28 protein-coding genes and 1 tRNA gene are annotated in these 23,448 nt (G+C 67.9%); 15 read left to right on the top strand and 14 right to left on the bottom strand.

The window, feature by feature from the left end:
• Positions 1–3 precede the first annotated feature (3 nt).
• The 3 genes from rsmA to OHA10_RS03520 all read left to right on the top strand — a co-directional run bounded on the left by rsmA (position 4) and on the right by OHA10_RS03520 (position 3,858).
• A complete protein-coding gene (gene rsmA, locus OHA10_RS03530) occupies positions 4–882 on the top strand; it encodes a 16S rRNA (adenine(1518)-N(6)/adenine(1519)-N(6))-dimethyltransferase RsmA (protein ID WP_371404729.1) in 879 nt (292 codons plus the stop codon).
• 18 nt (positions 883–900) lie between these two features.
• A complete protein-coding gene (locus OHA10_RS03525) occupies positions 901–1,833 on the top strand; it encodes a 4-(cytidine 5'-diphospho)-2-C-methyl-D-erythritol kinase (RefSeq protein ID WP_371404728.1) in 933 nt (310 codons plus the stop codon).
• A 147-nt stretch (positions 1,834–1,980) separates the two neighbouring features.
• A complete protein-coding gene (locus OHA10_RS03520; RefSeq protein ID WP_371404727.1) occupies positions 1,981–3,858 on the top strand; it encodes a GTP-binding protein in 1,878 nt (625 codons plus the stop codon).
• On the opposite strand, the gene OHA10_RS03515 is transcribed toward OHA10_RS03520, so the two are convergent.
• Positions 3,842–4,690 carry a fructosamine kinase family protein gene (locus OHA10_RS03515; protein WP_371404726.1) on the bottom strand — a complete coding sequence of 283 codons (849 nt, stop codon included), beginning with the start codon at positions 4,688–4,690 and terminating at the stop codon, positions 3,842–3,844. The two genes, OHA10_RS03520 and OHA10_RS03515, sit on opposite strands and share 17 nt — an antisense overlap.
• Before the next feature lie 73 nt (positions 4,691–4,763).
• On the opposite strand from OHA10_RS03515, the gene OHA10_RS03510 reads away from it, so the two are divergent.
• Complete coding sequence (locus tag OHA10_RS03510) at positions 4,764–6,524, top strand: ABC-F family ATP-binding cassette domain-containing protein (RefSeq protein ID WP_371404725.1); 1,761 nt, start codon at positions 4,764–4,766, stop codon at positions 6,522–6,524.
• 360 nt (positions 6,525–6,884) lie between these two features.
• Here the strand turns inward: OHA10_RS03510 and OHA10_RS03505 are convergent, their stop codons facing one another.
• Positions 6,885–7,382 (bottom strand): MarR family winged helix-turn-helix transcriptional regulator, encoded by a 498-nt coding sequence (locus tag OHA10_RS03505; RefSeq protein ID WP_371404724.1) that lies wholly within the window; start codon positions 7,380–7,382, stop codon positions 6,885–6,887.
• 97 nt (positions 7,383–7,479) lie between these two features.
• Here OHA10_RS03505 and OHA10_RS03500 point away from each other — a divergent pair, with 97 nt between their 5' ends.
• Positions 7,480–8,265 (top strand): methyltransferase domain-containing protein, encoded by a 786-nt coding sequence (locus OHA10_RS03500; protein WP_371404723.1) that lies wholly within the window; start codon positions 7,480–7,482, stop codon positions 8,263–8,265.
• A complete protein-coding gene (locus OHA10_RS03495; protein ID WP_371404722.1) occupies positions 8,262–8,615 on the top strand; it encodes a VOC family protein in 354 nt (117 codons plus the stop codon). The genes OHA10_RS03500 and OHA10_RS03495 overlap by 4 nt, the downstream gene beginning before the upstream one ends.
• Before the next feature lie 43 nt (positions 8,616–8,658).
• Here OHA10_RS03495 and OHA10_RS03490 read toward each other — a convergent pair whose 3' ends face one another.
• From OHA10_RS03490 to OHA10_RS03465, 6 genes are all read right to left on the bottom strand, one after another.
• The gene (locus OHA10_RS03490; RefSeq protein WP_371404721.1) at positions 8,659–11,121 is read right to left on the bottom strand and encodes an ABC transporter permease; all 2,463 of its coding nucleotides are present in this window, start codon (positions 11,119–11,121) and stop codon (positions 8,659–8,661) included.
• A 1-nt stretch (position 11,122) separates the two neighbouring features.
• The gene (locus OHA10_RS03485; RefSeq protein ID WP_137259044.1) at positions 11,123–11,902 is read right to left on the bottom strand and encodes an ABC transporter ATP-binding protein; all 780 of its coding nucleotides are present in this window, start codon (positions 11,900–11,902) and stop codon (positions 11,123–11,125) included.
• Positions 11,903–11,997: 95 nt separating this feature from the next.
• Positions 11,998–12,663: a response regulator transcription factor gene (locus tag OHA10_RS03480; protein ID WP_371404720.1), complete on the bottom strand. Its 666-nt coding sequence runs from the start codon at positions 12,661–12,663 to the stop codon at positions 11,998–12,000.
• On the bottom strand, positions 12,663–13,841 hold the full coding sequence (locus tag OHA10_RS03475; protein ID WP_371404719.1) for a sensor histidine kinase: 1,179 nt from the start codon (positions 13,839–13,841) through the stop codon (positions 12,663–12,665). The genes OHA10_RS03480 and OHA10_RS03475 overlap by 1 nt, the downstream gene beginning before the upstream one ends.
• 176 nt (positions 13,842–14,017) lie before the next feature.
• Positions 14,018–14,659, bottom strand: a complete 642-nt coding sequence (locus tag OHA10_RS03470; RefSeq protein ID WP_350858221.1) for a TetR/AcrR family transcriptional regulator — start codon at positions 14,657–14,659, stop codon at positions 14,018–14,020.
• A gap of 54 nt (positions 14,660–14,713) precedes the next feature.
• Positions 14,714–15,709, bottom strand: a complete 996-nt coding sequence (locus OHA10_RS03465) for an acyl-CoA desaturase (protein WP_371404718.1) — start codon at positions 15,707–15,709, stop codon at positions 14,714–14,716.
• A 123-nt stretch (positions 15,710–15,832) separates the two neighbouring features.
• Between OHA10_RS03465 and OHA10_RS03460 the strand changes: the two genes are divergently transcribed.
• From OHA10_RS03460 to OHA10_RS03450, 3 genes are all read left to right on the top strand, one after another.
• Positions 15,833–15,904, top strand: a tRNA-Gln gene (locus tag OHA10_RS03460).
• Between the two features lie 151 nt (positions 15,905–16,055).
• Positions 16,056–16,493: a hypothetical protein gene (locus OHA10_RS03455; protein ID WP_371404717.1), complete on the top strand. Its 438-nt coding sequence runs from the start codon at positions 16,056–16,058 to the stop codon at positions 16,491–16,493.
• A gap of 37 nt (positions 16,494–16,530) precedes the next feature.
• Entirely contained in the window at positions 16,531–16,773 is a 243-nt protein-coding gene (locus tag OHA10_RS03450; RefSeq protein ID WP_371404716.1) for a hypothetical protein, read from the top strand.
• A 58-nt stretch (positions 16,774–16,831) separates the two neighbouring features.
• Here the strand turns inward: OHA10_RS03450 and OHA10_RS03445 are convergent, their stop codons facing one another.
• The gene (locus tag OHA10_RS03445) at positions 16,832–17,092 is read right to left on the bottom strand and encodes a hypothetical protein (RefSeq protein WP_371404715.1); all 261 of its coding nucleotides are present in this window, start codon (positions 17,090–17,092) and stop codon (positions 16,832–16,834) included.
• A gap of 240 nt (positions 17,093–17,332) precedes the next feature.
• Between OHA10_RS03445 and OHA10_RS03440 the strand changes: the two genes are divergently transcribed.
• The 3 genes from OHA10_RS03440 to OHA10_RS03430 all read left to right on the top strand — a co-directional run bounded on the left by OHA10_RS03440 (position 17,333) and on the right by OHA10_RS03430 (position 19,061).
• Positions 17,333–18,160: a hypothetical protein gene (locus tag OHA10_RS03440; RefSeq protein WP_371404714.1), complete on the top strand. Its 828-nt coding sequence runs from the start codon at positions 17,333–17,335 to the stop codon at positions 18,158–18,160.
• Between the two features lie 81 nt (positions 18,161–18,241).
• Positions 18,242–18,568 carry a DUF4288 domain-containing protein gene (locus tag OHA10_RS03435; protein ID WP_371404713.1) on the top strand — a complete coding sequence of 109 codons (327 nt, stop codon included), beginning with the start codon at positions 18,242–18,244 and terminating at the stop codon, positions 18,566–18,568.
• Between the two features lie 52 nt (positions 18,569–18,620).
• Positions 18,621–19,061, top strand: coding sequence for an AAA family ATPase (locus OHA10_RS03430; RefSeq protein WP_371404712.1), 441 nt, complete (start codon positions 18,621–18,623; stop codon positions 19,059–19,061).
• Here OHA10_RS03430 and OHA10_RS03425 read toward each other — a convergent pair.
• The 4 genes from OHA10_RS03425 to OHA10_RS03410 all read right to left on the bottom strand — a co-directional run bounded on the left by OHA10_RS03425 (position 19,052) and on the right by OHA10_RS03410 (position 21,618).
• Complete coding sequence (locus OHA10_RS03425) at positions 19,052–19,576, bottom strand: DinB family protein (protein ID WP_371404711.1); 525 nt, start codon at positions 19,574–19,576, stop codon at positions 19,052–19,054. The two genes, OHA10_RS03430 and OHA10_RS03425, sit on opposite strands and share 10 nt — an antisense overlap.
• The gene (locus OHA10_RS03420; protein WP_371404710.1) at positions 19,566–20,003 is read right to left on the bottom strand and encodes an NUDIX hydrolase; all 438 of its coding nucleotides are present in this window, start codon (positions 20,001–20,003) and stop codon (positions 19,566–19,568) included. The genes OHA10_RS03425 and OHA10_RS03420 overlap by 11 nt, the downstream gene beginning before the upstream one ends.
• Positions 20,004–20,012: 9 nt before the next feature.
• Positions 20,013–20,600 (bottom strand): nucleotidyltransferase domain-containing protein, encoded by a 588-nt coding sequence (locus tag OHA10_RS03415; RefSeq protein WP_371404709.1) that lies wholly within the window; start codon positions 20,598–20,600, stop codon positions 20,013–20,015.
• Positions 20,601–20,769: 169 nt separating this feature from the next.
• On the bottom strand, positions 20,770–21,618 hold the full coding sequence (locus OHA10_RS03410) for an alpha/beta fold hydrolase (RefSeq protein ID WP_371404708.1): 849 nt from the start codon (positions 21,616–21,618) through the stop codon (positions 20,770–20,772).
• A 50-nt stretch (positions 21,619–21,668) separates the two neighbouring features.
• Here OHA10_RS03410 and OHA10_RS03405 point away from each other — a divergent pair, with 50 nt between their 5' ends.
• Genes OHA10_RS03405 through OHA10_RS03395 form a run of 3 tightly spaced genes read left to right on the top strand, consistent with a single transcriptional unit; the run spans position 21,669 to position 23,069 of the window.
• A complete protein-coding gene (locus OHA10_RS03405) occupies positions 21,669–22,151 on the top strand; it encodes a hypothetical protein (protein ID WP_371404707.1) in 483 nt (160 codons plus the stop codon).
• Positions 22,152–22,164: 13 nt separating this feature from the next.
• Entirely contained in the window at positions 22,165–22,824 is a 660-nt protein-coding gene (locus OHA10_RS03400) for a phosphotransferase family protein (protein WP_371404706.1), read from the top strand.
• Positions 22,797–23,069 carry a hypothetical protein gene (locus OHA10_RS03395; protein ID WP_371404705.1) on the top strand — a complete coding sequence of 91 codons (273 nt, stop codon included), beginning with the start codon at positions 22,797–22,799 and terminating at the stop codon, positions 23,067–23,069. The genes OHA10_RS03400 and OHA10_RS03395 overlap by 28 nt, the downstream gene beginning before the upstream one ends.
• Here OHA10_RS03395 and OHA10_RS03390 read toward each other — a convergent pair.
• The gene (locus OHA10_RS03390) at positions 23,059–23,385 is read right to left on the bottom strand and encodes a VOC family protein (protein ID WP_371404704.1); all 327 of its coding nucleotides are present in this window, start codon (positions 23,383–23,385) and stop codon (positions 23,059–23,061) included. The two genes, OHA10_RS03395 and OHA10_RS03390, sit on opposite strands and share 11 nt — an antisense overlap.
• Between the last annotated feature and the right edge of the window lie 63 nt (positions 23,386–23,448).

The following is a 23,448-nucleotide window of genomic DNA, read 5'->3' as shown; positions in this document are numbered from 1 at the left end:
GGCGTGAGCTCGTCTGATTCATCCACTTCCGCCGGACCGAGGCTTCTCGGTCCGGCGGAAGTGCGTTCGCTGGCCGCGTCGCTCGGCGTCCGTCCGACCAAGCAGCGCGGCCAGAACTTCGTCATCGACCCGAACACGGTCCGCCGGATCGTGCGCGCCGCCGACCTGACCGCCGGTGAGACCGTACTGGAGGTCGGCCCCGGGCTCGGCTCACTGACGCTGGCGTTGCTTGCCGAGGGGCACCCGGTGACGGCGGTCGAGATCGACCCGCTGCTCGCGCAGGCGCTCCCGTCCACGATCGCGACGTACGCGCCGGAGCAGGCCTCGTCGCTGACCGTGGTCGAGGCCGACGCGATGGACGTGACCCCGGCCGAGATCGGTACGCCGACCGCCTGCGTCGCGAATCTCCCGTACAACGTCGCCGTACCCGTCCTGCTGCACCTGCTCCGAGTGTCCGACTCGCTACAGCACGGTCTCGTGATGGTGCAGTCCGAGGTCGCGGACCGCCTGGCCGCCCCGCCCGGCTCGCGGACGTACGGCGTACCGTCCGCCAAGGCCGCCTGGTACGCCGAGGTGCGACGCGCCGGTCCGATCGGACGGAATGTCTTCTGGCCCGCGCCCAACGTGGACTCCGGCCTGGTCGCGTTCGAGCGCCGCGATCCGCCGGAGACGCCGGCGAGCCGTGAGGAGGTGTTCGCGGTGATCGAGGCCGCGTTCTCGCAGCGGCGTAAGACGATCCGCTCCGCACTGGCCCGCTGGATGCCGGACCGCGCGCGCCTGGACGAGGTGTTCGCGGCAACAGGCATCGACCCGCAACTACGCGGCGAGATGCTCGGAATCACAGAGTTCGCCCGTCTCGCGGGTGCAGCTAGAACTACGTAATGCCCTAGCCTGTGCGACGTGCCACCTTCTGTTGAGGTCACGGTGCGGGCGCCGGCCAAGATCAATCTCGGTCTGTCGGTCGGTCCGCCGCGCCCGGACGGGTTCCACCCCGTCGCCACGGTGTACCAGGCCGTTGCCCTGTACGACGACGTCACCGCGCAGGTGCGTGACGACGACGGCGACGTCTCGGTCGAGATCGTGGGGGACTTCGCGGACGACGTACCGACGGGCGAGACGAACCTCGCGGTGAAGGCGGCACGGCTGCTGCAGGCGGAGTACGACGTCGACGAGGGTGTCGACCTGACGATCCGCAAGACGATCCCGGTCGCCGGCGGGATGGCCGGCGGGTCGACCGACGCGGCGGCGACACTGGTGGCGTGCAACCGGCTGTGGGGCCTGCAGCTCACGCAGACCGAGCTGCAGCATCACGCGGCGGAACTCGGCAGTGACGTGCCGTTCTGCCTGGTCGGGCACACCGCGCTCGGTCAGGGCCGCGGCGAGCAGGTCACCGAGGTGATGTCCCGCGGGACGTTCCACTGGGTGTTCGCGATCGCCGACGGCGGCCTGTCCACCCCCGAGGTGTACGGCGAGCTGGACCGGATGCGGCCGCTGCGCCGCGTCGAGGCGCCGCAGGTCCGCCCCGAACTGCTGTCCGCGCTGCTGTCCGGTCAGCCCGGCGCGCTCGCCGTTGCTCTCAGCAACGACCTGCAGGCGGCGGCGCTGTCGCTGCGGCCGGAGCTGGGCGACACGCTCCAGTTCGGCCTCGACCAGGGCGCGCTGGCCGCGCAGATCTCCGGCTCCGGCCCCACCTGTCTGTTCCTGGCCGCCGACAGCCGCAGCGCCGTCGACCTGGCCGTGGAACTGGCCGAGTCCGGCCTGTGCCGGATGGTCCGCCAGGCCGAAGGACCGGTCCCCGGCGCCCGGATCCTGCCCGCCATCGTCAGCCGGTAGAAAATCGCTCGTCCGCACCGCCGGTCGAGTGTTACGGTCGAATGCCCCTCAGTGAGAGACAGGAGACCGGGATGCGCCGCGTTGTGATCGACCTCATCGGTACTGATCGCATCGACGCATTCGCGAGGACTCTTGAACTCTCTGACGATGGGCATTGTGGCGCATGTCGACGCCGGTAAGACCAGCCTGACCGAGCGGCTGCTGTTCGCCGCCGGGGTCATCGACCGGGTCGGACGGGTCGACGACGGGAACACCCAGACCGACTCGATGGACCTCGAGCGCAAGCGCGGGATCACGATCCGCTCGGCGGTGGTCTCGTTCGCGCTCGGCGACCTGCCGGTCAACCTGATCGACACGCCGGGACACTCCGACTTCATCGCCGAGGTCGAGCGGGCGCTGTCCGTGCTCGACGGCGCGGTGCTGGTGATCTCCGCGGTCGAGGGCGTGCAGCCGCAGACCCGGTTGCTGATGCGCACCCTGGACCGGTTGCGCATCCCGACCCTGCTGTTCGTGAACAAGATCGACCGCGTCGGCGCGCGGTACGACGACCTGCTCGCGGACATCAAGCGCTTGCTGACGCCGTCCGCCGTACCGATGGTCGGGGTCACAGAGCTCGGGACGCGGTCCGCGGGCCTGGTGCCGCTGGACACCGAGCCGCTCGCGGAGCTGCTTGCCGAGCACAACGACGTGTTCCTCGAGGCCTACCTGTCCGGCGGTCCGCTCGATGTCGCCGGCGAGCTGCGGCGGCAGGTGGCGGCGGCGCAGACGCATCCGGTGTACTTCGGGTCGGCGATGACCGGCGTCGGCGTACCCGAGGTGATCGAGGGGATCCGGTCTTGGTTGCCCCGAGCCACTGGATCGGCCAAGGATCCCTTGCAGGCAAGGGTTTTCAAGGTCGACCGTGGTGCGGCCGGTCAGAAGGTCGCGTTGGCCCGGATGTTCGCGGGCACGTTGACGGCGCGTTCGTACGTCGACGTACATCCGGTGGATGCCGCGGAGTACCAGGCTCGCCCGAGCGCGATCGAGGTCTCGGGGCATCCGGTCGAGCGGGCCGAGGCCGGGCAGATCGTGGCATTGCGCGGGTTGAAGAGCATCCGGATCGGCGATCAGCTCGGAGTGCGGACCAAGCAGGTCGGACGGCTGTTCGCACCGCCCACGCTGGAGACCGTGGTGAGCGCGCGCGATCGGGTCAAGCTGTTCCAGGCGTTGACGCAGCTCGCCGAGCAGGATCCGCTGATCCGGGTCCGCAAGGCCGACGAGATCACCGTCAGCCTGTACGGCGAGGTGCAGAAGGAGGTGATCGCGTCCTTGCTGGCAACCGAGTACGGTGTTTACGTCGCCTTCAGTGAGACCACGCCGATCCATGTCGAACGGCTCGACGGGGAAGGCGAAGCGGTCCGGGAGATGATGGCGCCGGACAACCTGTGGCCGGCCGGCGTCGGGTTCCGCGTCTCACCGGTTGCCGAGGGCATCGAGTACAACCTCGTGGTCGAGCTCGGCGGGCTGCCGCGGGCCTTCCACACCGCGATCGAGGAGACGGTCCGGCTGACGCTCCATCAAGGCCTGTACGGCTGGGAGCTCCCGAACATCCGGGTCGACCTCACCCACACGGCGTACGACAGCGTCGGCACGTCCGCGGGCGACTTCCGCCGACTGGTGCCGCTCGTTCTGATGGAGGCGATCGCCCAGGCCGGTACGACGGTCCTCGAGCCGGTCAACCACGTCGACCTGGACGTTCCGGCCGACACGGTCTCGCGCGTCCTGGCCCACATCGCCGAGCACCGCGGCCTGGTCTCCGAGACGGCGCTGACCGAGGCGCAGGCTCACCTCGAAGGCACGATCCCGGCGGCGACCACCCACCAGTTCGAGAGCTTGCTGCCGCCCCTGACCCATGGCGAAGGGATTCTGGCCACCACGTTCCACACCTACCAACCGGTCGCCGGCCCCGCGCCCACCCGGTCGCGGACCGATGGCAACCCCCTCAATCAGAAGGAGTACGTGCTCAACCTCAATCGAAGCTCTTGAGGATGGTGCGGATCTCGGCAACGGTTTGCGCACGGTCGGGCCAGTGGGCGGTGATGCAGAGGAGTTCACGGAGATGGAGGAGGGGCATGCGTTCACGCCATCCTTCGGCCAGTGGATGAAGCTCCTCGTAGGCTGAGAAGAACCGGTCGGACAGGTTGCCGTAGATCAGCAGGGTGGCCAGGTCGGCTTCGGGCCAGCCGTAGTTGACGGCGGGATCGATCATGCCGGGGTTGCCATCGGGGCCGGGGAGCAGGTTGCCGTGCCAGAGGTCGCCATGAAGCAGGGACGGAGGCTGGGCCGGGACCAGCTCCACCAGCCTGCCGGCGACGCGCTCCAGTCGACGGCGATCTTCCGAAGGGAGCTGCTCGACGCAGTTGGGCTCCTCCAAGTAGCGCAGTAGCCGCTGCTCGGCGAAGAACGCGTGCCCGTCGGTCGTCCACGGGTTCCGCTGCGGCAGCGTGCCCAGGTAGTTGTCCCGGTGGTAGCCGAACTTGTCGGCCGTCTGCTGATGCTGCAGCGCCAGCGCCCGCCTCGCATCCTCCCAGTACGTCGGCGACGCTGCCGCCGTACCGAGGTCCGCCAGCACGATGAACGACGAGGTGACCCGAAGCACCTCAGGTACGGCGAACCCGCCCGGAACCCGCAGCGCGTCGAGCCCGTCGGCTTCGAGCGGATACAGGTCGGACGGCAGGTCGTCCTGGGTCTTCACGACCACTGTGCGGCCCAGCGACGTATGGACGCGGTAGGTCTTGCTGGCGTACCCGCCCTCCAGCGGATCGGCGGCGATCGGGTCGCCCAGGGACAGGCCGTCGAGCCAGGCAACATTCAGCACCTGGACGATCCTGGCACGTGCGGCCCGGTCGGATACCCTGGGGCCCGTTATGGCGGCACCTAACTTGGTCAATATGGAAGCTGTTTCCAAAGGCTTCGGCACCCGGACGTTGCTCGACTCGGTCACCCTCGGGATCGGGCGCGGTGAGCGAGCCGGCGTGGTCGGACGGAACGGCGACGGCAAATCGACGCTTCTACAGGTCCTGGCGAGGCGTGAGGAGCCCGACAGCGGCCGGATCACGCACAACCGCGACCTGCGGCTCGGATACCTCGGGCAGAGCGACGATCTCGACCCCGGGCAGACCGTGCTGCACGCGGTGCTCGGCGATGTCGAGACCTACACCTGGGCTGCCGATCCACGTGCACGCTCGGTGATGGAGCACTTGCTCGGTGAGGTCGACCATCAGGCGCTGATCGGCAGCCTGAGCGGCGGCGAACGCCGCCGGGCGTCCCTCGCCAGGCTGTTGCTGACCGAGGTCGACCTGCTCGTCCTCGACGAGCCCACCAACCACCTCGACATCGAGGCGGTCAGCTGGCTCGCCGAGCACGTCGTCGACCGCGCCGGCGCTCTCATCGTCGTCACGCACGACCGCTGGTTCCTGGACGCGGTCTGCACGGTCACCTGGGAGGTGCAGGGCGGCCACGTCTCGTCGTACGACGGTGGGTACGCCGCCTACGTCCTCGCCAAGGCCGAGCGGGCCCGGAGCGCGCAGGTCACCGAGACCAAGCGACAGAACCTGCTGAAGAAGGAGCTCGCCTGGCTGCGCCGCGGTGCGCCGGCGCGATCCACCAAGCCGAAGTTCCGGATCGAGGCCGCGAACGCCCTGATCGAGAACGAGCCGCCGCCGCGGGACAAGCTCGCGCTGTCGCAGCTGGCAACCGCCCGGCTCGGCAAGGACGTGTTCGACGTGGAGGACGTCAGCCTGAGCTTCGGCGACCGGGTGATGCTCAACCACGTCACGTTCCGCCTCGGCCCGGCCGACCGGATCGGGCTGCTCGGCCCGAACGGCGCCGGCAAGACGACGTTCCTCAAGGTCCTGACCGGACAGCTCGCCCCGGACCGCGGTGTGGTCAAGCAGGGCAAGACGGTCCGCGTCGCGAACCTGTCCCAGACCCTCGACGAGGTCGACGGTGCGGCGACCGTGCTCGAGCACATCACCGCGATCCGCCGTACGGCGGCACTCGCGGGCCGAGGTGGCGAGCTGACGTCGTCGCAGCTGCTGGAGCGGTTCGGGTTCACCGGGGACAAGCTGACGACGCGGATCTCGGACCTGTCCGGTGGCGAGCGGCGCCGGCTGCAGTTGCTGCGCATCCTGCTCGACGAGCCGAACGTGCTGATTCTCGACGAGCCGACCAACGACCTGGACGTCGAGACGCTCACCGTGCTGGAGGACTTCCTCGACAGCTGGCCCGGCGTCGTCGTCACGGTCACCCACGACCGGTACTTCCTCGAGCGCGTCAGCGACATGGTTTACGCGATCATGGGTGACGGACAGGTGCGGCATCTGCCGCGCGGCGTCGAGCAGTATCTCGACGAACTCGAGGCCGGAATTCCGCGCCGGGCACCGTCAAATGCGTTGACGCCGGCGCCGGAGATGTCCAGCAATTTGTCAGTTGACCCGGCAGCGGCGCGGGCGGCGAAGAAAGAGCTGAACCGGATCGAGCGGCAGCTCGCCAAACTCACCGAGACCGAGGCGAAGCTGCACGACCAGCTGGCCGCCAGTGCCAGCGACTACGAGCGGCTGGCCGAGCTGGACACCGAGCTGCGCAAGCTGGCCGACGAGCGGGCCGAGCTCGAGACGGCATGGTTCGAAGCGGCCGAGCAGGCCGAGTAGAAACACTTGATTGAGCCACGGCGCCCCTCCGATCCCCTGTGATTCGGAGGGGGCGCCGAGCTCTGGGTGAGCGGGCCCCGTGCCGGCCGGCGTTGTTCGGGCCCCGAGCCCCGGACACCGCGCGGCCACTTTCGGCGGACCACCTCTTGCCGCCGAAGTCACCGTGATCTGACAGTTCGTAGTCGGTCAGCCACCGACGGTGATGACCCTAGTGGGGGTCACACCCAGTGTCGATAGTCGTCGGCTACAACAGCCTCTCGATCTCGTTGCAACTAGCAACGATCGGAACCGGGTGGAAGTGACGGGTCGTCTTTTCGGATTATTCCGGCAGAATTCCACAGCGCGTTTGTCCGGATATTGTCAGTGCTTTTCCAGATCGAACGGGCGGACCAGCTCGCGCAGTACGCGGGCGATCTTCTGCTGGTCGCGCTCACTGAGCGATCCGAGCAGCGCGCGCTCGTGGGTGAGCAGGTCGGCCATCGCGGCGTCGACCGCGTCCCGGCCGGCGGCGGTCAGTTGCACGAGCACGCCACGGCGATCCGACGGATCGGGCAGCCGCTCGACCAGGCCGCGCGCGGCGAGCCGGTCGACCCGGTTCGTCATCGTGCCGGAGGTGACGAGCGTTTCCTTCAGCAGTTTGCCGGGGGAGAGCTGGTACGGCGCGCCCGCCCGGCGCAGCGCCGCGAGGACGTCGAACTCCCACGACTCCAGGCCGTGCGTGTCGAACGCCTGACTGCGGGCGCGATCCAGGTGCCGCGCGAGCCTGCTGACCCGGGACAGCACCTCCATCGGCGCCACGTCGAGGTCGGGGCGCTCGCGGCGCCAGGCCTCGATCAGCCGATCGACCTCGTCCTCCATGGTTCGAGACTACCCATCAAGACTCTTGACATCAAGACAAGTCGCGGGTCTAGAGTATCTCGATGTCAAGATAAATCGCAGAGAGAGGTGCAGACCGATGCGTGCGTCACCGGTGTGGAGTCCAGTGCAGTACGGCACGTACGCCGACGAGCGGGCCCGCCCGTTCCGGGACCTGGTCGAGCGGGTGCAGGCGACCGACGTACGGACCGTCGTCGATCTCGGCTGCGGTCCGGGCGCGCTGACCGCGACGCTGCGCCAGGTCTGGCCGGAGGCCGTGATCCGGGGGATCGACAGCTCACCGCAGATGCTCGAGGCGGCGGCGGAGTACGCCGATGATCATTTGAGCTTCGAACTGGGCGATGTTCGCGAGTGGGCCGCCGAGCCGGGGTCGCTCGACGTCATCGTCACGAACGCGACGCTGCAGTGGATCCCCGAGCAGGTCGACCTGCTGCCCGGGTTCGTGCGCGCGTTGCGTCCGGGCGGGTGGCTGGCGATCCAGATCCCGGGCAACGGGAACGCGCCGTCGCACGCGATCCTGCGTGAGCTCGCCGAGACCGAGCCGTACGCCGAGTACGCGAAGGACGCGTCGCTGCGTCCGGACGTGCCCGGGCCGGCGGAGTACGTCGATGTGCTCAGCGCGGAGGGTTGCGTTGTGGACGCGTGGGAGACGACGTATTTCCACGTGCTGGCGGGCGACAACGCCGTACTGGAATGGGTGAAGGGGACCGGCGCGCGGCCGGTGCTGCAGTCGTTGCCGGATGAGCTGCGCAAGCAGTTCGAAGCGGAGTACGGCGCTCGGTTGGCGGAGGCTTATCCGCAGAAGCCGTACGGGACGCTGCTGCCGTTCCGCCGGATCTTCGCGGTGGCGCAGAAGCAGGGATGAGCATGCGACTCGATCATGTGCAGGTGTCGTGCCCGCCCGGTGGTGAGGATCTGGCGCGCGCGTTCTACGGCGAGGCGCTCGGGATGACCGAGGTGGAGAAGCCGGAGCTGCTCAGGGCGCGCGGCGGATGCTGGTTCAAGTCCGGCGACGCGGAGATCCATGTCGGGGTGGAGGCGGGGTTCACTCCGGCGAAGAAGGCCCACCCGGCGCTGGCTGTCGATGACCTGGACGGTCTGGCGGCGAAGCTCGCGAACCTGGGCTATCCGGTCACGTGGGACAACGAGACCATCCCCGGCCGCCGGCGGTTCCACACCACCGACGGACACGGGAATCGGATCGAAATCGTGTGATGAGCGGCCCGCCCGGCCCCCTCAAGCCGGGCGAGCCGCTGGCTCATTCGGTCGCGAGAGCGCCGGCCGGTGCGACCTTCGCCGCCCGGCGAGCGGGCAGGACCGAGGCGAGCAGACCGGCGACCGCAGCAACCGCGGCGATGATGATCAGCAGCGTCCCGGGTACGGCGTACTCGACGCCGCCGTCGACCGTCTGGCCGCCCATCAGCGCGCTCGTCCCGGTCCAGCCGTAGACCAGCCCGAGCACGATGCCCAGACCGGCCGCGACCAGTGCCATCAGCAACGATTCGACCGCGAGCATCCGGCGGAGCTGTCGGCGGGACAGACCCATCGCGCGGAGCAGTGCGTTCTCTCGCGTCCGCTCGAGGACCGACAGGCTGAGCGTGTTGCCCACGCCGACCAGTGCGATCAGCACCGACACCCCGAGCAGGCCGACGCCGACGATCAGCAGTACGTCGAAGACCTTCGTGTAGCTGGTCCGCTCGGCCAGGCCGCCGGTGACGGACAGGTCCTTCACGGTCGGGATCGACTGCTGCACGGCGTCGATCACGTCCGACCCGTCCGCCTTCGGATCCGACGCCAACCAGAACCCGGTCACCGGCGCGGTCGGCGAGAGCTTCGCCAGATCGGACGAGCTCACCGTGATCGGATCGAGCCCGGTCGCCCGTTGCGCCGTGACAGTCAGCTTGTGCTCCCCGGACACGATCGTCAGCGGCGATCCGTCCTCGAGCTTGAGCATGATCATCGTTGAGCGGTCCAACAACGCCGTACCCGGCTTGAGCTTTCCGGCCGCCTCCGGGTTGTGGATGACAGACCCAGCGGCGGCCGCGTCGATGCCCGTCACCTGGACCTCCTGGCCGCCGGACTTCACCGTCACCTGGCTGATCGGGACCACCTGGGTGATGCCCTTGATGTCACGGAGTTGCTGCTGGGCGTTGGCCGGCATCTTCTCCTTGTACGTCGTCACCATCAGGTCGACCGGGTACTGACCGTCCATCGACACGTCGAACGTCTTCCGCACCGAGGCGATCCCGACGCAAGTCAGGCTGATCAGCGTCACGCCGATGAGCAGCGCGGACGTCGTGGCCGCCGTACGCTTCGGGTTGCGGACCGCGTTCGCTACTGCGATCCGAGCAGGTACGCCGCCGCTCTTCGCGGGCAGCGCGCCGATCACCCGGATCAGCGCCGGCACGAGCAGCGAACCGACCGCGAGGATGCCGAGGAACGAGATCGCGCCGCCCGCCACCCCGACCAGAACCTGGTGCGACGCCGCGCCGGCCGCCAGCAGCAGACCGCCGCCGACGAGGAGCAGGAACCCGAGGATCAAACGCAGTACGCCGGCCTTGGACGCGGCCGCCGGAGCAGCCTCGGGACGTAGCGCGGCGAGCGGCGCCACCTTGGTCGCCCGGCGAGCAGGTACGACGGCGGCGAGCAGCGTCGCCACGGTGCCGAGCAGCAGCGGCAGGAACACCGACGACAGGTCCAGGTGCAGCGGCACCGGCGGAATGCCCCAGTCGAACTCGCGGGAGAGCGCCAGCCCCACCGCGGACAGCGCGACGCCGAAGACGACACCGATCGCCGACGCGATCACGCCGACCACGCTCGCCTCGGCGATCACCGAGGAGAACACCTGCCGCCGGGACGCGCCGACGCACCGCAGTAGCGCCATCTCGCGGGTCCGCTGGGCGATCACGATCGTGAACGTGTTGCCGATCACCAGGCATGCGACGAACAGCGCGATCACGGCGAACATCCCGAACACACCGCCGAGTACGTCGATGCCGTTGGTGTAGCTCTTCACCTCGTGTTCGATGAAGCCCGTCCCGGTGAAGGTCTCGAGGCCCTTGGAAACAACGGGTCCCGCGGCATCGGCCAGCTGCTGCTGGGTGACACCGGGCTTGGCGGCGATCGCGATCCCGCGGACGAAGGCGCCCGGTTCGAAGATCTTGACGGCGGCCGGAGTCGCGACCGCGGACGCCGTACCGACGACCTTCGAGTCGTCGAGCAGCCCGACGACGGTGACGGCCCACGACTTGTCCTCGTACGAGCTGATCCGCAGCGTCTGACCGACGGTGACCTTGTGCTTGGCCGCGGCGCGGGCCGGCAGCGCGATCTCGTTCGTTGTGGAGGGCAACCGTCCGGACGAGGTGCCGGGGCCGGCGATGCGAGTGGTGTCGTAGAGCGCGTCGATCGGCAGCGTGGTCGGCCTGACCAGGTCCGGGTACGACACCTGCATGTACGACGTGGTCAGCGTGACGACCGACGCGGCCTGCGGCAGCTTCCGCACGTTGGCGATGTCGGCGGGCGAGATCGTCGACCGGTCCGGGTAGACCACGGCGTCGACACCCTTGTACTGCGCGCCGATCGTCTCGTCGACACCGTGCGACGCGGACGAGTGCACGATCATCGCCAGCGAACCGAAACCGACCCCGAGCACGATCGCCAGACAGGCGGCGACCAGGCGGCCCACATGGGCGCGCAGCGAGGAGAGGATGGAACGTCGCACGTCAGGCTCCCAGCTGGCGCAGGGCGTCGAGGACGCTCTCCGGGGTCGGCTGCCGCAGTTCGCCCGCAAGCTTGCCATCGGCAAGCATCACGACGCGGTCGGCGTACGACGCGGCCAGTGGGTCGTGGGTGACCATCACCACGGTCTGGCCGAACTCGCGGACCGAGCGGCGCAGGAAGCCGAGCACCTCGGCGCCCGACCGCGAGTCAAGGTTGCCGGTCGGCTCGTCGGCGAACACGACCTCGGGCCGTCCGACCAGGGCGCGCGCGACCGCGACCCGCTGCTGCTGACCGCCGGACAGCTCCGACGGCCGGTGCGTGAGCCGGTCCGCGAGACCGAGTACGTCGATCAGCGTGTCGAGCCACTGCTGGTCGGGCTTGCGGTTGCCGAGTTCGAGCGGCAGCAGGATGTTGTCCTTCGCGGTCAGCATCGGCAGCAGGTTGAACGACTGGAAGACGAACCCGACCCGGTCCCGGCGGATCTTGGTCAGCTCGGAGTCGGGCAGCCGGGTCAGCTCGGTCTCGCCGAGCAGGACCTGACCGCCGGTCGGCGTGTCGAGACCGGCCAAGCAGTGCATCAGCGTCGACTTGCCGGACCCGGACGGGCCCATGATCGCGGTGAACTGGCCGACGCCGAAGTCGACCGAGACGCCGTCGAGCGCGGCGACCGCGGTGTCGCCCTGTCCGTACACCTTGCGCAGCTCGTGCGCCCGGATCGCGGTCCGCGGTTCCCCGTCCTGCGGCAGCCGCCCGGCCGCAAGCTCTCCGGTCTGCAAGCTCATGTCACTCCTTGGTCTCGAGGTTTCACCAAGAAGTTAGTGATCGCCGCGCCCGGTTACGTCGGACCGCAGTGGGGACTACGGGTCCTACCTGGGTATTACTTGGTCGGCCTGACCAGACCCGTTTCGTACCCCAGGACGACAAGGGCAACCCGGTCGCGGAGGCCGGTCTTGGCCAGGATCCGGCCGATATGCGTCTTCACCGTTGCCTCGGACAACGTGAAGAGCTTGGCGATCTCGGTGTTCGACAGTCCACGGGCCACCTCGACCAGGACCTCCCGTTCGCGGGCGGTCAGGTCTTTGAGATCAGGGCGCTCGGTGTCGGTGTCGGGCAGGGCTCCGGCGAAGTGCTCGAGCAGGCGCTTCGTCGTACTGGGGGAGACCACGGCGTCGCCGGAGTGGACCTGGCGGATCGCGGACAGCAGGTCGGCCGGTGGGGTGTTCTTGAGCAGGAAGCCGGCCGCACCGGCCTTGATCGCCGCGAACGCGTACTCGTCCAGGTCGAAGGTGGTCAGCACGATCACCTTCGGTGCCTGCGGCAACGACTGGAGCCTTCTCGTGGCCTCGACACCGTCGAGGCGTGGCATCCGGACGTCCATCAGGACCACGTCGCAGGCGGTCACCTGGATCTTCTCGACCGCCTCGCCGCCGTCGCCGGCCTGTCCGACCACCCGCATGTCGGGCTGGGAGTCCACCAGCATCGTGAACCCCGCTCTGACCAGTTCCTGATCGTCCACGAGGAACACCCGGATGACGTCGTCCATCACTCTCCAGTCGGCAGGTTGTACGGCAGCTTGGCGATCACCTCGTAACCGCCGCCCGCCTTCGGTCCGGCGCTCACCGTACCGCCCGAGACCGAGGCGCGTTGCCGCATCCCGACCAGGCCGTGACCCGGGTCCGAGCTCGGCGCGACGCCGGCGCCGCGACCGTCGTCGGTGACCACCACGGTCAGCATCTCGCGCCCGAAGTCCAACTTCACGCAGGTGCGGGCTCCTGGTCCGGCGTGTTTCAGGGTGTTGGTCAGACCTTCCTGCACAATCCGGTACGCCGTGAGCCCGAGCAGCGCGGGCAGGTCCCGCGGCTCGCCGGTCACCTGGTAGTCGACGGTCAATCCGGCGTCGCGGACGTTGTCGATCAGTTCGGGCAGGCTGGAGACGCCCGGTTGCGGGCGCGGCTGGTTCGGGTCGAGCTCGTTCTGCTCGTCCTGTTTGAGCAGGCCGAGCATCTTGCGCATCTCGGTCAGGCTCGCGCGGCCGGTGTCGCCGATGGTCGCCAGGGCCTTCTTCGCCGCCTCGGGTGACTGGTCCGCGGCGTACAACCCGCCGTCGGCCTGGACGATCATGATCGACAGGCCGTGCGCGACCACGTCGTGGATCTCGCGGGCGATCCGGGTCCGTTCGTTGCTCACGGCCAGCTTGTTCTCCCGGTCGCGGTCCCGCTCGAGCTGGGCGGCCCGCTCCTCGAGTTGGGCGACGTACAGACCGCGGGTACGGCGGCGCTCTCCGAATGCCCAGACGCCGAAGACGACCGCGCCGAGCGCGACCATCATCGTGACCTGCTGTTTCCAGTCCGAGTTCGACCAGTACCGGGAGACGGCCATCAGCACGCCGAGGCCGCCGATACCGAGGGCGATCCGGCTCATGCGCGTGTCGCCGTACACGGAGATGGCGTAGAGGGCGACGAGCAGGCCGACGTTGCCGGGCTGGAGGTCGACGGCGATCAGCCATTGGAGGGCGGCGACGGAGCAGACGGCGAAGAAGACCAGTTCGGGATGGGTCCGGCGCCAGATCAGCGGAACCAGCATGCCGAACGCGAGGATGCCGCCGAAGTGCGCCTGCGCGAGGGACAGGAACCCGGCGGTCACGCACAGCGCGCCGGCCAGCAGCAGGTCGAAGGCCTTGCTCCGGGCAGGCAACGGCCGGGCGGTCAGTATCCCCGTCATGTTCGCCAGGGTACGGGGCCGATTGCGCGCCGGGGTCAGCCTGCGGGCGGATGTCGGCGTACGACCGGAGTCGCGGATCTCAGACACTGACCAACCAGCGCCGGCTCGGGCGCGTCACGCTCAGCCAGTGGCTGGAGACGGCGTCAGGCGGAGGTTGGTCAGTGGCGAAGGTCCGCCTACTTGTGCGGCCGGGTCGAGAGCGTGGGCTTGGCCTCGAGGCCGGACAGGCCGTTCCAGGCGAGGTTGACCAGGTGCGCGGCGACGTCCGGCTTCTTCGGTTTGCGGGCGTCCAGCCACCACTGGCCGGTGAGCGCGACCATGCCGACCAGCATCTGGGCGTACATCGGCGCGTTCTTCGGGTCTAGGCCGCGGCGTTTGAACTCCTCCGCGAGGATGTGCTCGACCCGGGTCGCGACATCGCTCAGGATCGAGATGAACGAGCCCGTCGACGACCCGACCGGCGAGTCCCGAACCAGGATCCGGAAGCCGTCGGCGTTCTTCTCGATGTAGTCGAGCAGTGCGAGCGCGGCCTGCTCCACGAGTTCGTGCGCGCGGCCGGCCGTCAGCGCACCGGTCACGCCGTCGAGCAGCGCGCGGACCTCGCGGTCGACGACGACGGCGTACAGGCCTTCCTTGCCGCCGAAGTGTTCGTAGACGACCGGCTTGGAGACCTCGGCGCGGTGCGCGATCTCCTCGACCGAGGTGGCCTCGTACCCCTTCTGGGCGAACAGGCCGCGGGCAATCGTGATGAGTTGTTCGCGACGTTCGGCACTGGTCATCCGGATCCGGCCGGACCGCCGCGGTTTGGGTTCCGTCACGTCGAGATCACGTCAGCATCATGCCGCACTTCGGGTGTTGCCGGTGGGAGGTTTTCAGGCTGCCTTGAGAGTACGGGTCGAAGAGTCCACACGCCGGGCCTCCAGCCGCTCCTTGACCGGCCAGCGGACGTCGGTGACCCAGCCGCGCTTCTCGAAGAACCAGATGCAGCGGGCCGACGTGTCGAGCTGACCCTTGAGTACGCCGTGCCGCGCGCAGGTCGGGTCGGAGTGGTGCAGGTTGTGCCACGACTCGCCCTGGCTCAGGATCGCCAGCCACCACACGTTGCCGGACTTGTCCCGGCTCTTGAACGGCCGGTCGCCGATCGTGTGGCAGATCGAGTTGATCGACCAGGTGACGTGGTGCAGCAGCGCGATCCGGACCAGGCTGGCCCAGAAGAACGCGGTCAGCGCGCCGGTCCACGACCACGACCACAGGCCGCCGATGATCGCCGGCAGCAGGACGCTGGTCGCGACCAGCAGCGGGAACAGACGGGAGACCCGGACGATGTCCTTGTCCTTCAGCAGGTCCGGCGCGTACTGGCGCTGCGGGGTCTGCTCGGTGTCGAACAGCCAGCCCACGTGCGCGTAGATGAAGCCCTTGGTCAGCGCGCCGAGCGTCTCGCCGTACCGCCACGGGCTGTGCGGGTCGCCATCGCGGTCGGAGAACTTGTGGTGCTTGCGGTGATCGGCCACCCAGCGGATCACCGGCCCCTCGATCGCCAGCGAGCCGGCGATGGCCAGCGCGTACTTCATCGGCCGGTTCGGCTTGAACGACTTGTGCGTGAACAGCCGGTGGAAACCGATCGAGATCCCGTGCCCCGCGACCGTGTAGAACACGACCGCCAGAATCACGTCATGCCAGCCGAGGAAACCGCCCCACGCGATCGGCACCGCCGCCAGCACCGCCAGGAACGGGATGCCGATGAACAACGCCAGCGCCACCTGCTCCCAGGCCTTCTTCTGCTCGCCGCCGAGCGTCCCGGTGTTGACGTCCTCGACGACGGGCGCGGTACGGGTGGGCGCGTCCGGCGTGGCCACGGGTGGGGTCATAGCTGCTTCATCCCTCTGGTCGGGGGTCCTTACCTACGCAACCGTAACCTACGGCACCGTAGGTAAGGAACCCCTCAGCGTGTCGTCCACCCCACTCATGGCAAACTGTCCCGGCAACCACGATCCCCCGTGGGGTAATCGGCAGCCCGCGAGACTTTGAATCTCGAAGACCAGGATCGAAACCTGGCGGGGGAGCTCTCTTCACGTACTGCGCGTGCCGCGGACGTGGATCTGGTGGGGATGTGTACCCCACGCGGTGCTTCGCGCGGCTCCTTCACCGCTCGCGCCCATTCGGGGTGCGTGGAGCCTCGTCGCGGATGGGGGATCGCGTCATTAGCATCAGCACATGGCAGCGACGGCGTCTGGGGTGTTTCGGCGTACTGCGGTTGAGCGGGCGGATCAGCGGGTCTCTTGGGAGCGGACGGATCAGGCGTTCTTCTCGAGTGGGGCTTGCCATGTGCTGGCCTGGACTTGTCGGGATTTCTATCCCGGCAAGGGGATCGGCTTGGCGGCGATGTACATGGGCGAGTTCGAACATCCGCTTCATGTGTACGCGAGGTGGGGCACGTGGGCGTTCGATGCGTCGGGTTGGAATCCTGAGTCCGAACTGCAGCAGGTCAACAGCGACTTCGAGGGTCTTCCGGTCCGTGAGGTGGAGACGATCACAAGTGGCCTTCGGGAGTTCTGCGAAGCGCACGTGCATCGGCAACCACACCAGTACTGGGCAGATCCGACAGAACGCGCCCGCGCCTATGTGCGCCGATACTCCCCACCCTGGCTCTGAGCTGCTTGGCTCGTGGATGAGACGTTACGGTCGCCTGGTGACCTACGAGTTCGACCTTGTTGCAGACAGCGGAGAGCTGCGCTTTGGCGAGAACGGCTTCGAGCGGGCTCGCTTCCTTCTGTCCGAGTTCCAGCCCGCTGTCCGGGTGAGCCTTGTCGGCATCCCGCCGGCGCGGATCAGGATCTTGGCGAACGGATGCGCTGCAGAGATCGCACCGGGGCTACTTGCCGACGTTGAGGCACTCGCCGGGACGCAGCTTCGGTACGAGCTGCTGGAGTGATCCGTACCGGTCTGGGAGCTTCGCGACTGTGACGGCCTGATCTGCTGACGAACCTTAGTTACGACCGCCGGTTGTACGGCTGTCCATCAACCTCGCGCTGGTACGTGTGAATGTCGATCTCGAACGGTTTCCATTCATCAGGGTCGAGACATACCTGACTCAACATGCCGAAGTCGTCTTCCACGTGATGGCGGTCGTAGGCGAGCATCACGCCGGCGTCGTAGATCTCGATCTGCTGCTCGACGACCCGTCGTGCACCCAGAAGTAGTAGACGGCCGCGCCCCAGTCGTCGTACCGATCTCCACGGCTCTCGTCCCATCGGCGACGGTAGAACGGCATGGTCGAAGTATTCGCCACGCAGGAGTCGATCTCCGCTCAGCCGCGATCTGCACTTCGACCGTCGCAGCTGATTGAACTGCCGCGCGTTCGATCCCCCTCTCGGCGGTGCCGTCGGACGCGCGGCAGTTTGATCACGCTAAGCGAGGGGGTGCGTGAGGTCTATGCGGTGGGGCGTAAGGGAAGACAACTGCCTCCCTACGGATGGCCACGTAACGTGACGATGGTTCTGCCCGATGTACTCATGGGGGAGGACTTCGAGATGACGCCACGGCCACCGGCAGCGCGGGATGACGCCAGCGCCGGATACTTCCTGGATGCGGCTGCTGAACTGATCGACGCGATGTTCGACGGCACCAGCCGGGAGCGGCCGCGGCGGCTTCGGGGGATTCATTTTCCGGCTGCGCTCGAGTGGATGCGGGTCAGTGACGTTGTCGAGCTCGCCCAGGAGCGGCACGGGGACGGGGCGAGTGAGAAGGCGTTCCGGAATCGGTGGCCTGATCGCAACACGTTCGTCAAGGCCGCGATCATCCACACGATGCTGTACCGCGATGCGCCCGAGTCCAACCCGGCGCTGTACGTCGCCAAGCTGCCGGCCAGTGTCAGCGCTGCGAGTCTGGCGGATGCCGTGACGGAGCTGTGCGACGGGCTCCTCGGGGCGCTGCGGGCGCGGCCGCGCTCGTACCTGCTGCACCACATCGGGCCCCTCCTCGATCAGTATCCCGACCTGAGAACGGCGATCATCGAGGACATCGTCAGCACGCGCGAACCCTGGTTCGAGGGGTACGCCGCGTTGCTCGGCGCGCTCCAGCTCGACCTCAGACCCGGATGGACGATCGAGCGAGTCGGCCTGGCACTGCAGGCGATGCTGGACGGGTTCTTGTTCCGATCCCGCGTCCAGTCCGAGGAGATGAACGAAGCCGGATCCGCAGACGCAAGCCTCTTCGCCGAGACGGTCGTCTCCTTCATCATCGGCGTACTCGACCTGGACGGTTCTCGCACCACAACCCACGCGGTCCTCGACGAGGCCGCGCGCACAGCGCAGAGCTGATCTTCCGCCCGGCTGCGTGTCGCTGGTTGCGTCGAGCAAATGCGGTCGCTTGCAGTGCTGTGAGCTGTCAGGCTGGCTGATGTGAGTGTTCTGGGGGGTTCCGGTTGGTACGCGGTGCGGTGTGTCTTCGAGGCGCAGCGTGGCGTGTTCGAGGAACGGATCACGTTGTGGCGGGCCGACTCTTTCGAGCGTGCGATAGAGCGCGCGGAAGACGAGGCGCGTGAGTACGCGGCCACCATCAACGACTCCGAGGACGCCTACCTGGGCCTCGCGCAGGCCTACCGGTTGTACGACACGCCAGGCGACGGCGCCGAGGTGTTCTCACTGATGCGGACGAGTCGGCGCACCCCGGAGTCCTACCTCGACCACTTCTTCGACACGGGCAAGGAACGTCAGCAGACCATCTGAAGGGCGGTCGGCGCTGAGACGACGTATCTGATTGTTGCTACGGTCCGGTGCTATGGCGCGGGTGCTGGTGACGGGGATGTCGGGGGTTGGGAAGACGACCGTGCTCGAGGAGTTGCGGCGGCGGGGGTACGTGACGGTCGACACCGACTATGACGGTTGGGTGTTGGCTGACGGCCGGTGGGACGAGCCGCGGATGGATCGGTTGCTGGATGAGCACGCCGATGTTGTTGTTTCCGGGACGGTTGAGAATCAGGGGCGGTTCTACGCCCGGTTCGAGCAGGTGGTGTTGATGAGTGCGCCGGTCGACGTACTGATCGAACGGGTGAGTCGGCGGACGAACAATCCTTATGGCAGGACCGCGGAGCAGCAGGCCGAGATTGCGGAGTACGTCGAGACTGTGGAGCCGCTGCTCCGGCAGGGCGCGACCGTGGAGCTGGACGGGCGGAAGCCGGTTGATGAGCTCGCTGATCTGATCGAGGGGCTTCAGCGGTAGACGTCGGCGGCTTGTTGGACGGTGTTTCGGCGCTCGCGCCAGGACGGCTCGTCGTCGATCAGTTCGCGGACGATATCGGCGTGGCCGGCGTGCTGGGCGGTCTCGTTGACCATTCGGATCAGCAGTACGCCGAGGGTCGTGTCTTGGTGCCCTTCGGCCCAGTGCGCCACGTGGGCTGGGCTGTCCAGGTCGAGCTCGTCGACGGTGAGGTCTGAATGGGCACAGGCCTGGCGGTACACGGTGACGACGTACTCGCTCGCTTCATCAGGCGTCGCCCACATGTCGATCTCGGTGGACGGATCGTCCCGGAACCACGACGGCCGCTCGACCGGCGGCCGCCCGAACGCCTCGCCGAGATACCCGTACTCCATGCCGGCCAGGTGCTTGACCAGGCCGAGCAGATTCGTCCCGGTCGGCGTCAGCGGACGTCGCCGGTCGTACTCCGACAGACCGTCCAACTTCCCGAGCATCACGGCCCGACTGCCCTGCAACGCCTTCAACAGCTCATCTTTCATCCCGCACCTCCGTCAGCAGTTGGCCGAGTTGTGGCGGGAAGATGGTCTCCGTGGTGTCGAGCAGTTCCTGCGCGTGCCACCAGCGGAAGCCGAGGATGGAGCGGGCTTCGTAGGAGCTCAGGTTTGCCGGTGCGGGCGTGAAGTGGTCGACCCGGTGCAGCAACCATTCCTCGTGTACGTCGAAGGCCTGGCCGTTGAACTCGTAGCGGTGGTCGCGGCGCCAGACCGGCGTACCGACTGGGAGATCGACCAAGCCGGTCTCCTCGTGGGCCTCGCGCGCTGCCGCTGCCTGGAGAGACTCGCCGGGCTCGACGCCGCCGCCGACCGGGTACCAACACTCAGCCTGTGACTGTGGGTCCTTGGCGTGGATGAGAAGCACACGGTCGTCGGCGTCGAGCAGTATCAACTTCACCGCCAGCCTCGCCACGGACTGACTCTAGGGGGCCGGTTGGTCGAGGGCCGGGAGCCAGGGGTGGTCGGGGTGGCGCGGGGCGATGTGGGCGTGGAGCCAGGCGCGGCGGGCCGGGGTGAGGAGGTCGACGACGTCGTGGAAGTCCTCGGTGTCCTTCGGGCGGTCGCTGCGCGACTTGTAGAGGAGGACGATCTCCGGGGCCAGGTAGGGGAGGTCGTTGGTCAGGGTGATCTCGTCGAGCGGTTTGCGGATGGTGCCGCGGCCGCGGTGGTAGACCCAGTCGTCGCCGTCGGAGGCGGCGAAGATGATGCGGACGGGTGCTGGGAACAGCTCGTCCGGGAAGGCGAGTACGTCGGGGCCCGGGGTCAACGTCTCGCCGGGCATCCAGGGGCGGGTGTCGCCGGTGTTGGGGTTCTCGAGCGTTGGCCGCGGGGTGGTGAAGGTGTCGGCGACGTGGTGGAGGTCGCGGGCCAGGACCAGTACGTCGACGTCCGCGTGCGGTCGTCGGACGCGATCGGCGAACAGATCGAGCGCCCAACCGCCGGCGATCCAGTAGCGCGCCGGGTAGTTGTCGAACAGAACTCGTACGGCGTTCAGTGCTTCAGATTGCATAGGGGACTCCCTCGCATGGCAGCGGATGCGGTGAGCCCCGGGAGAGTCAGAGCCGCCAGAGTTCCGTTCGAGGCGGCACCGCGCGTGAGTAGCGCATGACAACCACCTCCTTCGTGCTCTGACACTCGTTCCTGCAGCGTAGGCGCTGTTCGGCTGAACGGCACGGGAGTCAGTGTGTCGGGCCGTCCGAGGCGGGTGCATCCAGGAATTGGCGGATGTGGTCTGACCAGAGGTCGGGTTGTTCGAAGTGGGACATGTGGGCTGTCTTGGGGACCACGGCTAGGTGGCTGGTGGGGACGGCGGTGTGGAGGCGGTGGGCCAGTTGGACGGGGAAGCCCATGTCGTATTCGCCGTGGAGGATCAGGATCGGTTTGTCGAGGGTGCGGAGGATGTGTTCGGGGTCGCCGGGGCACCACGGGTGCATCAGGCCGTTGAGGGCGCGTTCGAGGGACCAATCGCCTTGGTCGGTGCCGATCGAGTTGAGCAGCGCCAGATAGGCGGGGGCGAGGGTCAGGTCCCAGACGAAGACGGTGGAGTTGCGGAGGGTGCCGTTCGCCTCGTCCTCCAGACGCTGGCGGCGTTGGTATTCCGGCCAGTCGGCCAGGTAACGGTCGTTGTCGGCGGACGTGTACGCCGACGTGGAGGCGAGCACCAGGCGGCGTACCTGCTCTGGATGCTTGTCCACGAAGCCCATCGCGGCACGGCCACCGGTGGAGAAGCCGAGCAGGTCGACCTGGCCGAGGTCGAGTTTGTCGATGAGGCGGTGGGTGTCTCGTACGACGTACTCCGGTTGGAGCTCGTCGTCGGGCAGGCCGCGGGTGCTGCGGCCGCAACCGCGGAAGTCGAACAGGACGACGTGGTGATCGCGCGCCAGCGGCTCGAATCCGGGCAGCAGATAGCCGTGGCCGACGTCCGGGCCGCCGTGCATCACCACCAGCGAGGGCCGGTCGGCCTGACGCCGCCCGAGCTCGCGCACGAACAGCGTCACGTCGCCGACGTCCACCAACGAATCACGCATGCCGAGAGGATGTCAGGCGGCATGGACAGTTCGGTGCGCATACTTGGCGGATGCATGCGGAGTCGGGGCTGGAGAAGGCAACGTGGACCGACGCCGACTTCGAGGTGATGGGGTGGCACGACTGTCGCGTCCACGCCGTGAGCATCGGCATCCGCGACGACGGCTTCCCGTGGAGCCGGGTGCTGCTGGATCTCGACTACATCGTGCGGTGGGTGGACCCGGCGTACGGCCGACGGCACTTCAGCTTCTGGATCACGCCCGCGACGTTGGTGTTCGACGAGGCGTGGGACATCACCGGCCAACTCGACCCGATGAACGACCTCCTCGAGATCGCCGACCTCCACCGCCTCGCCCCGCCCGACGACAAGCCGGATCCCCTGTGGCACGTCGAGGGGCAGAACTTCGACCTCCGGCTGCGTGCGCCGGCGTTCACGCAGTACCTCCGAAAATCCCCGATCCTCAGCACCAAGGCGCAGTACCTGACTCAAACCGAGCGCGGCGGGCTGGGGTTCGCCGAGCGATCTTTCAGCTGAGGTGCGTATGTCGTTGTCGGACGACTTTCTGGTCGAGCAGTTGCGTGAGATGGGGTACGGCGACGCCGAGCAGCTTGCGATCGGGATGCAGGGGGCTGCCTATCGCCTGCCTGGGGAGAAGGTCGCGAAGATCTGGTTCCACGCCGGTGAGGAGGAGCTGCGGCGGCTGGGGGAGTTGTACGCCGCGATCGACGGGCAGCTGCCGTTTCGTACACCGCGGATGCTCGACCTGCGGCGACCAGGCCCGTACTACGTGACGATCGAGGCGGAGCTGCCCGGTGTGCCGCTTCACGAGGTCGCGCCGGGGTACGGGGAGGCCGGGTGGGATCGGGCGCGGGACTGCGTTGTCGACGTACTCGCCGCGCTTGCGGAGGTCGAGGCGCCTGAGGTGCTGCACAGGATGACAGTGCTCGACGAGTCCGACCCGTTCAGGCTCGAGGGGATGTCGTGGATCGAGGCGCTGACAGGGCTGGTACGTCGGCGGGTGGCGCGGTTCGGTGATCAGCTCGCGCCGGTCATCGATGACTTCGGCGGCAAGGTCCAGCGACTGCTGGATCAGCTGGCCGGGATGAAGGAGCCGGAGACCCGGCTCGTGCACGGCGACGTGACCGCGGGAACATCCTCGTCGACGAAGACCTCTGGCCCGTGGCGCTGGTCGATCTCGGCATGCTGACGATGGCGGGCGATCCGGTGTTCGACGCGGCAGCGGCTGGGAGTCTCATCGAGCTGTGGTCGCCGAAGGTCCAGGAGGTCGAGGCGGCGTTCGACCAGGCGTTCGTCGAGCAGCTCGGGTACGACGCCGAGCAGCTGCTCGTCTACCGCAGGGTCCACTCGCTCCTCATCGCCAACGCACACGACGAGGACCCGTACGGCCGGGACAGCGCCGTACCGCTGGCTGCGGCTCTGTTCAACCGATGATGCAGAAGACGGTGCCGTCGGGGGATCTGAGGACCACGAAGTCGGCGTCGTGCGGGTAGGTCCAGTCTTCGACTCGTTCGGCGCCCAGGGCGATGAGTCGGTCCACCTCGTCTTCCAGGGTCGAGTTGTCTACCCAGAGGTCGAGGTGGGTCCGGTCGGTCTCGTCGAGGTGGAGGCGCGTGGGGCGGGCGGACGCGGGAGGGATGAGGAAGTCGGGGTTGCCGTCGGCGGTGAAACCGAGAGCCTGACTCCAGAACTCGGCGGCGGGGCCGGTTTTCGGGACGTTGAGGATGATTGCTCCGAGGGTTAGCGCCATAGGGTCCAGACTGGCAGATATCGGGGTGTAACGCGGCGGTCGGGTGACAGCGTCGGGAGGGGT

The sequence above is a fragment of the Kribbella sp. NBC_00662 genome (assembly GCF_041430295.1).
Classification (GTDB): domain Bacteria; phylum Actinomycetota; class Actinomycetes; order Propionibacteriales; family Kribbellaceae; genus Kribbella.
The sequence above is the reverse complement of the archived record's forward strand: the minus strand, read 5'-3'. Positions and strand labels throughout refer to the sequence as shown.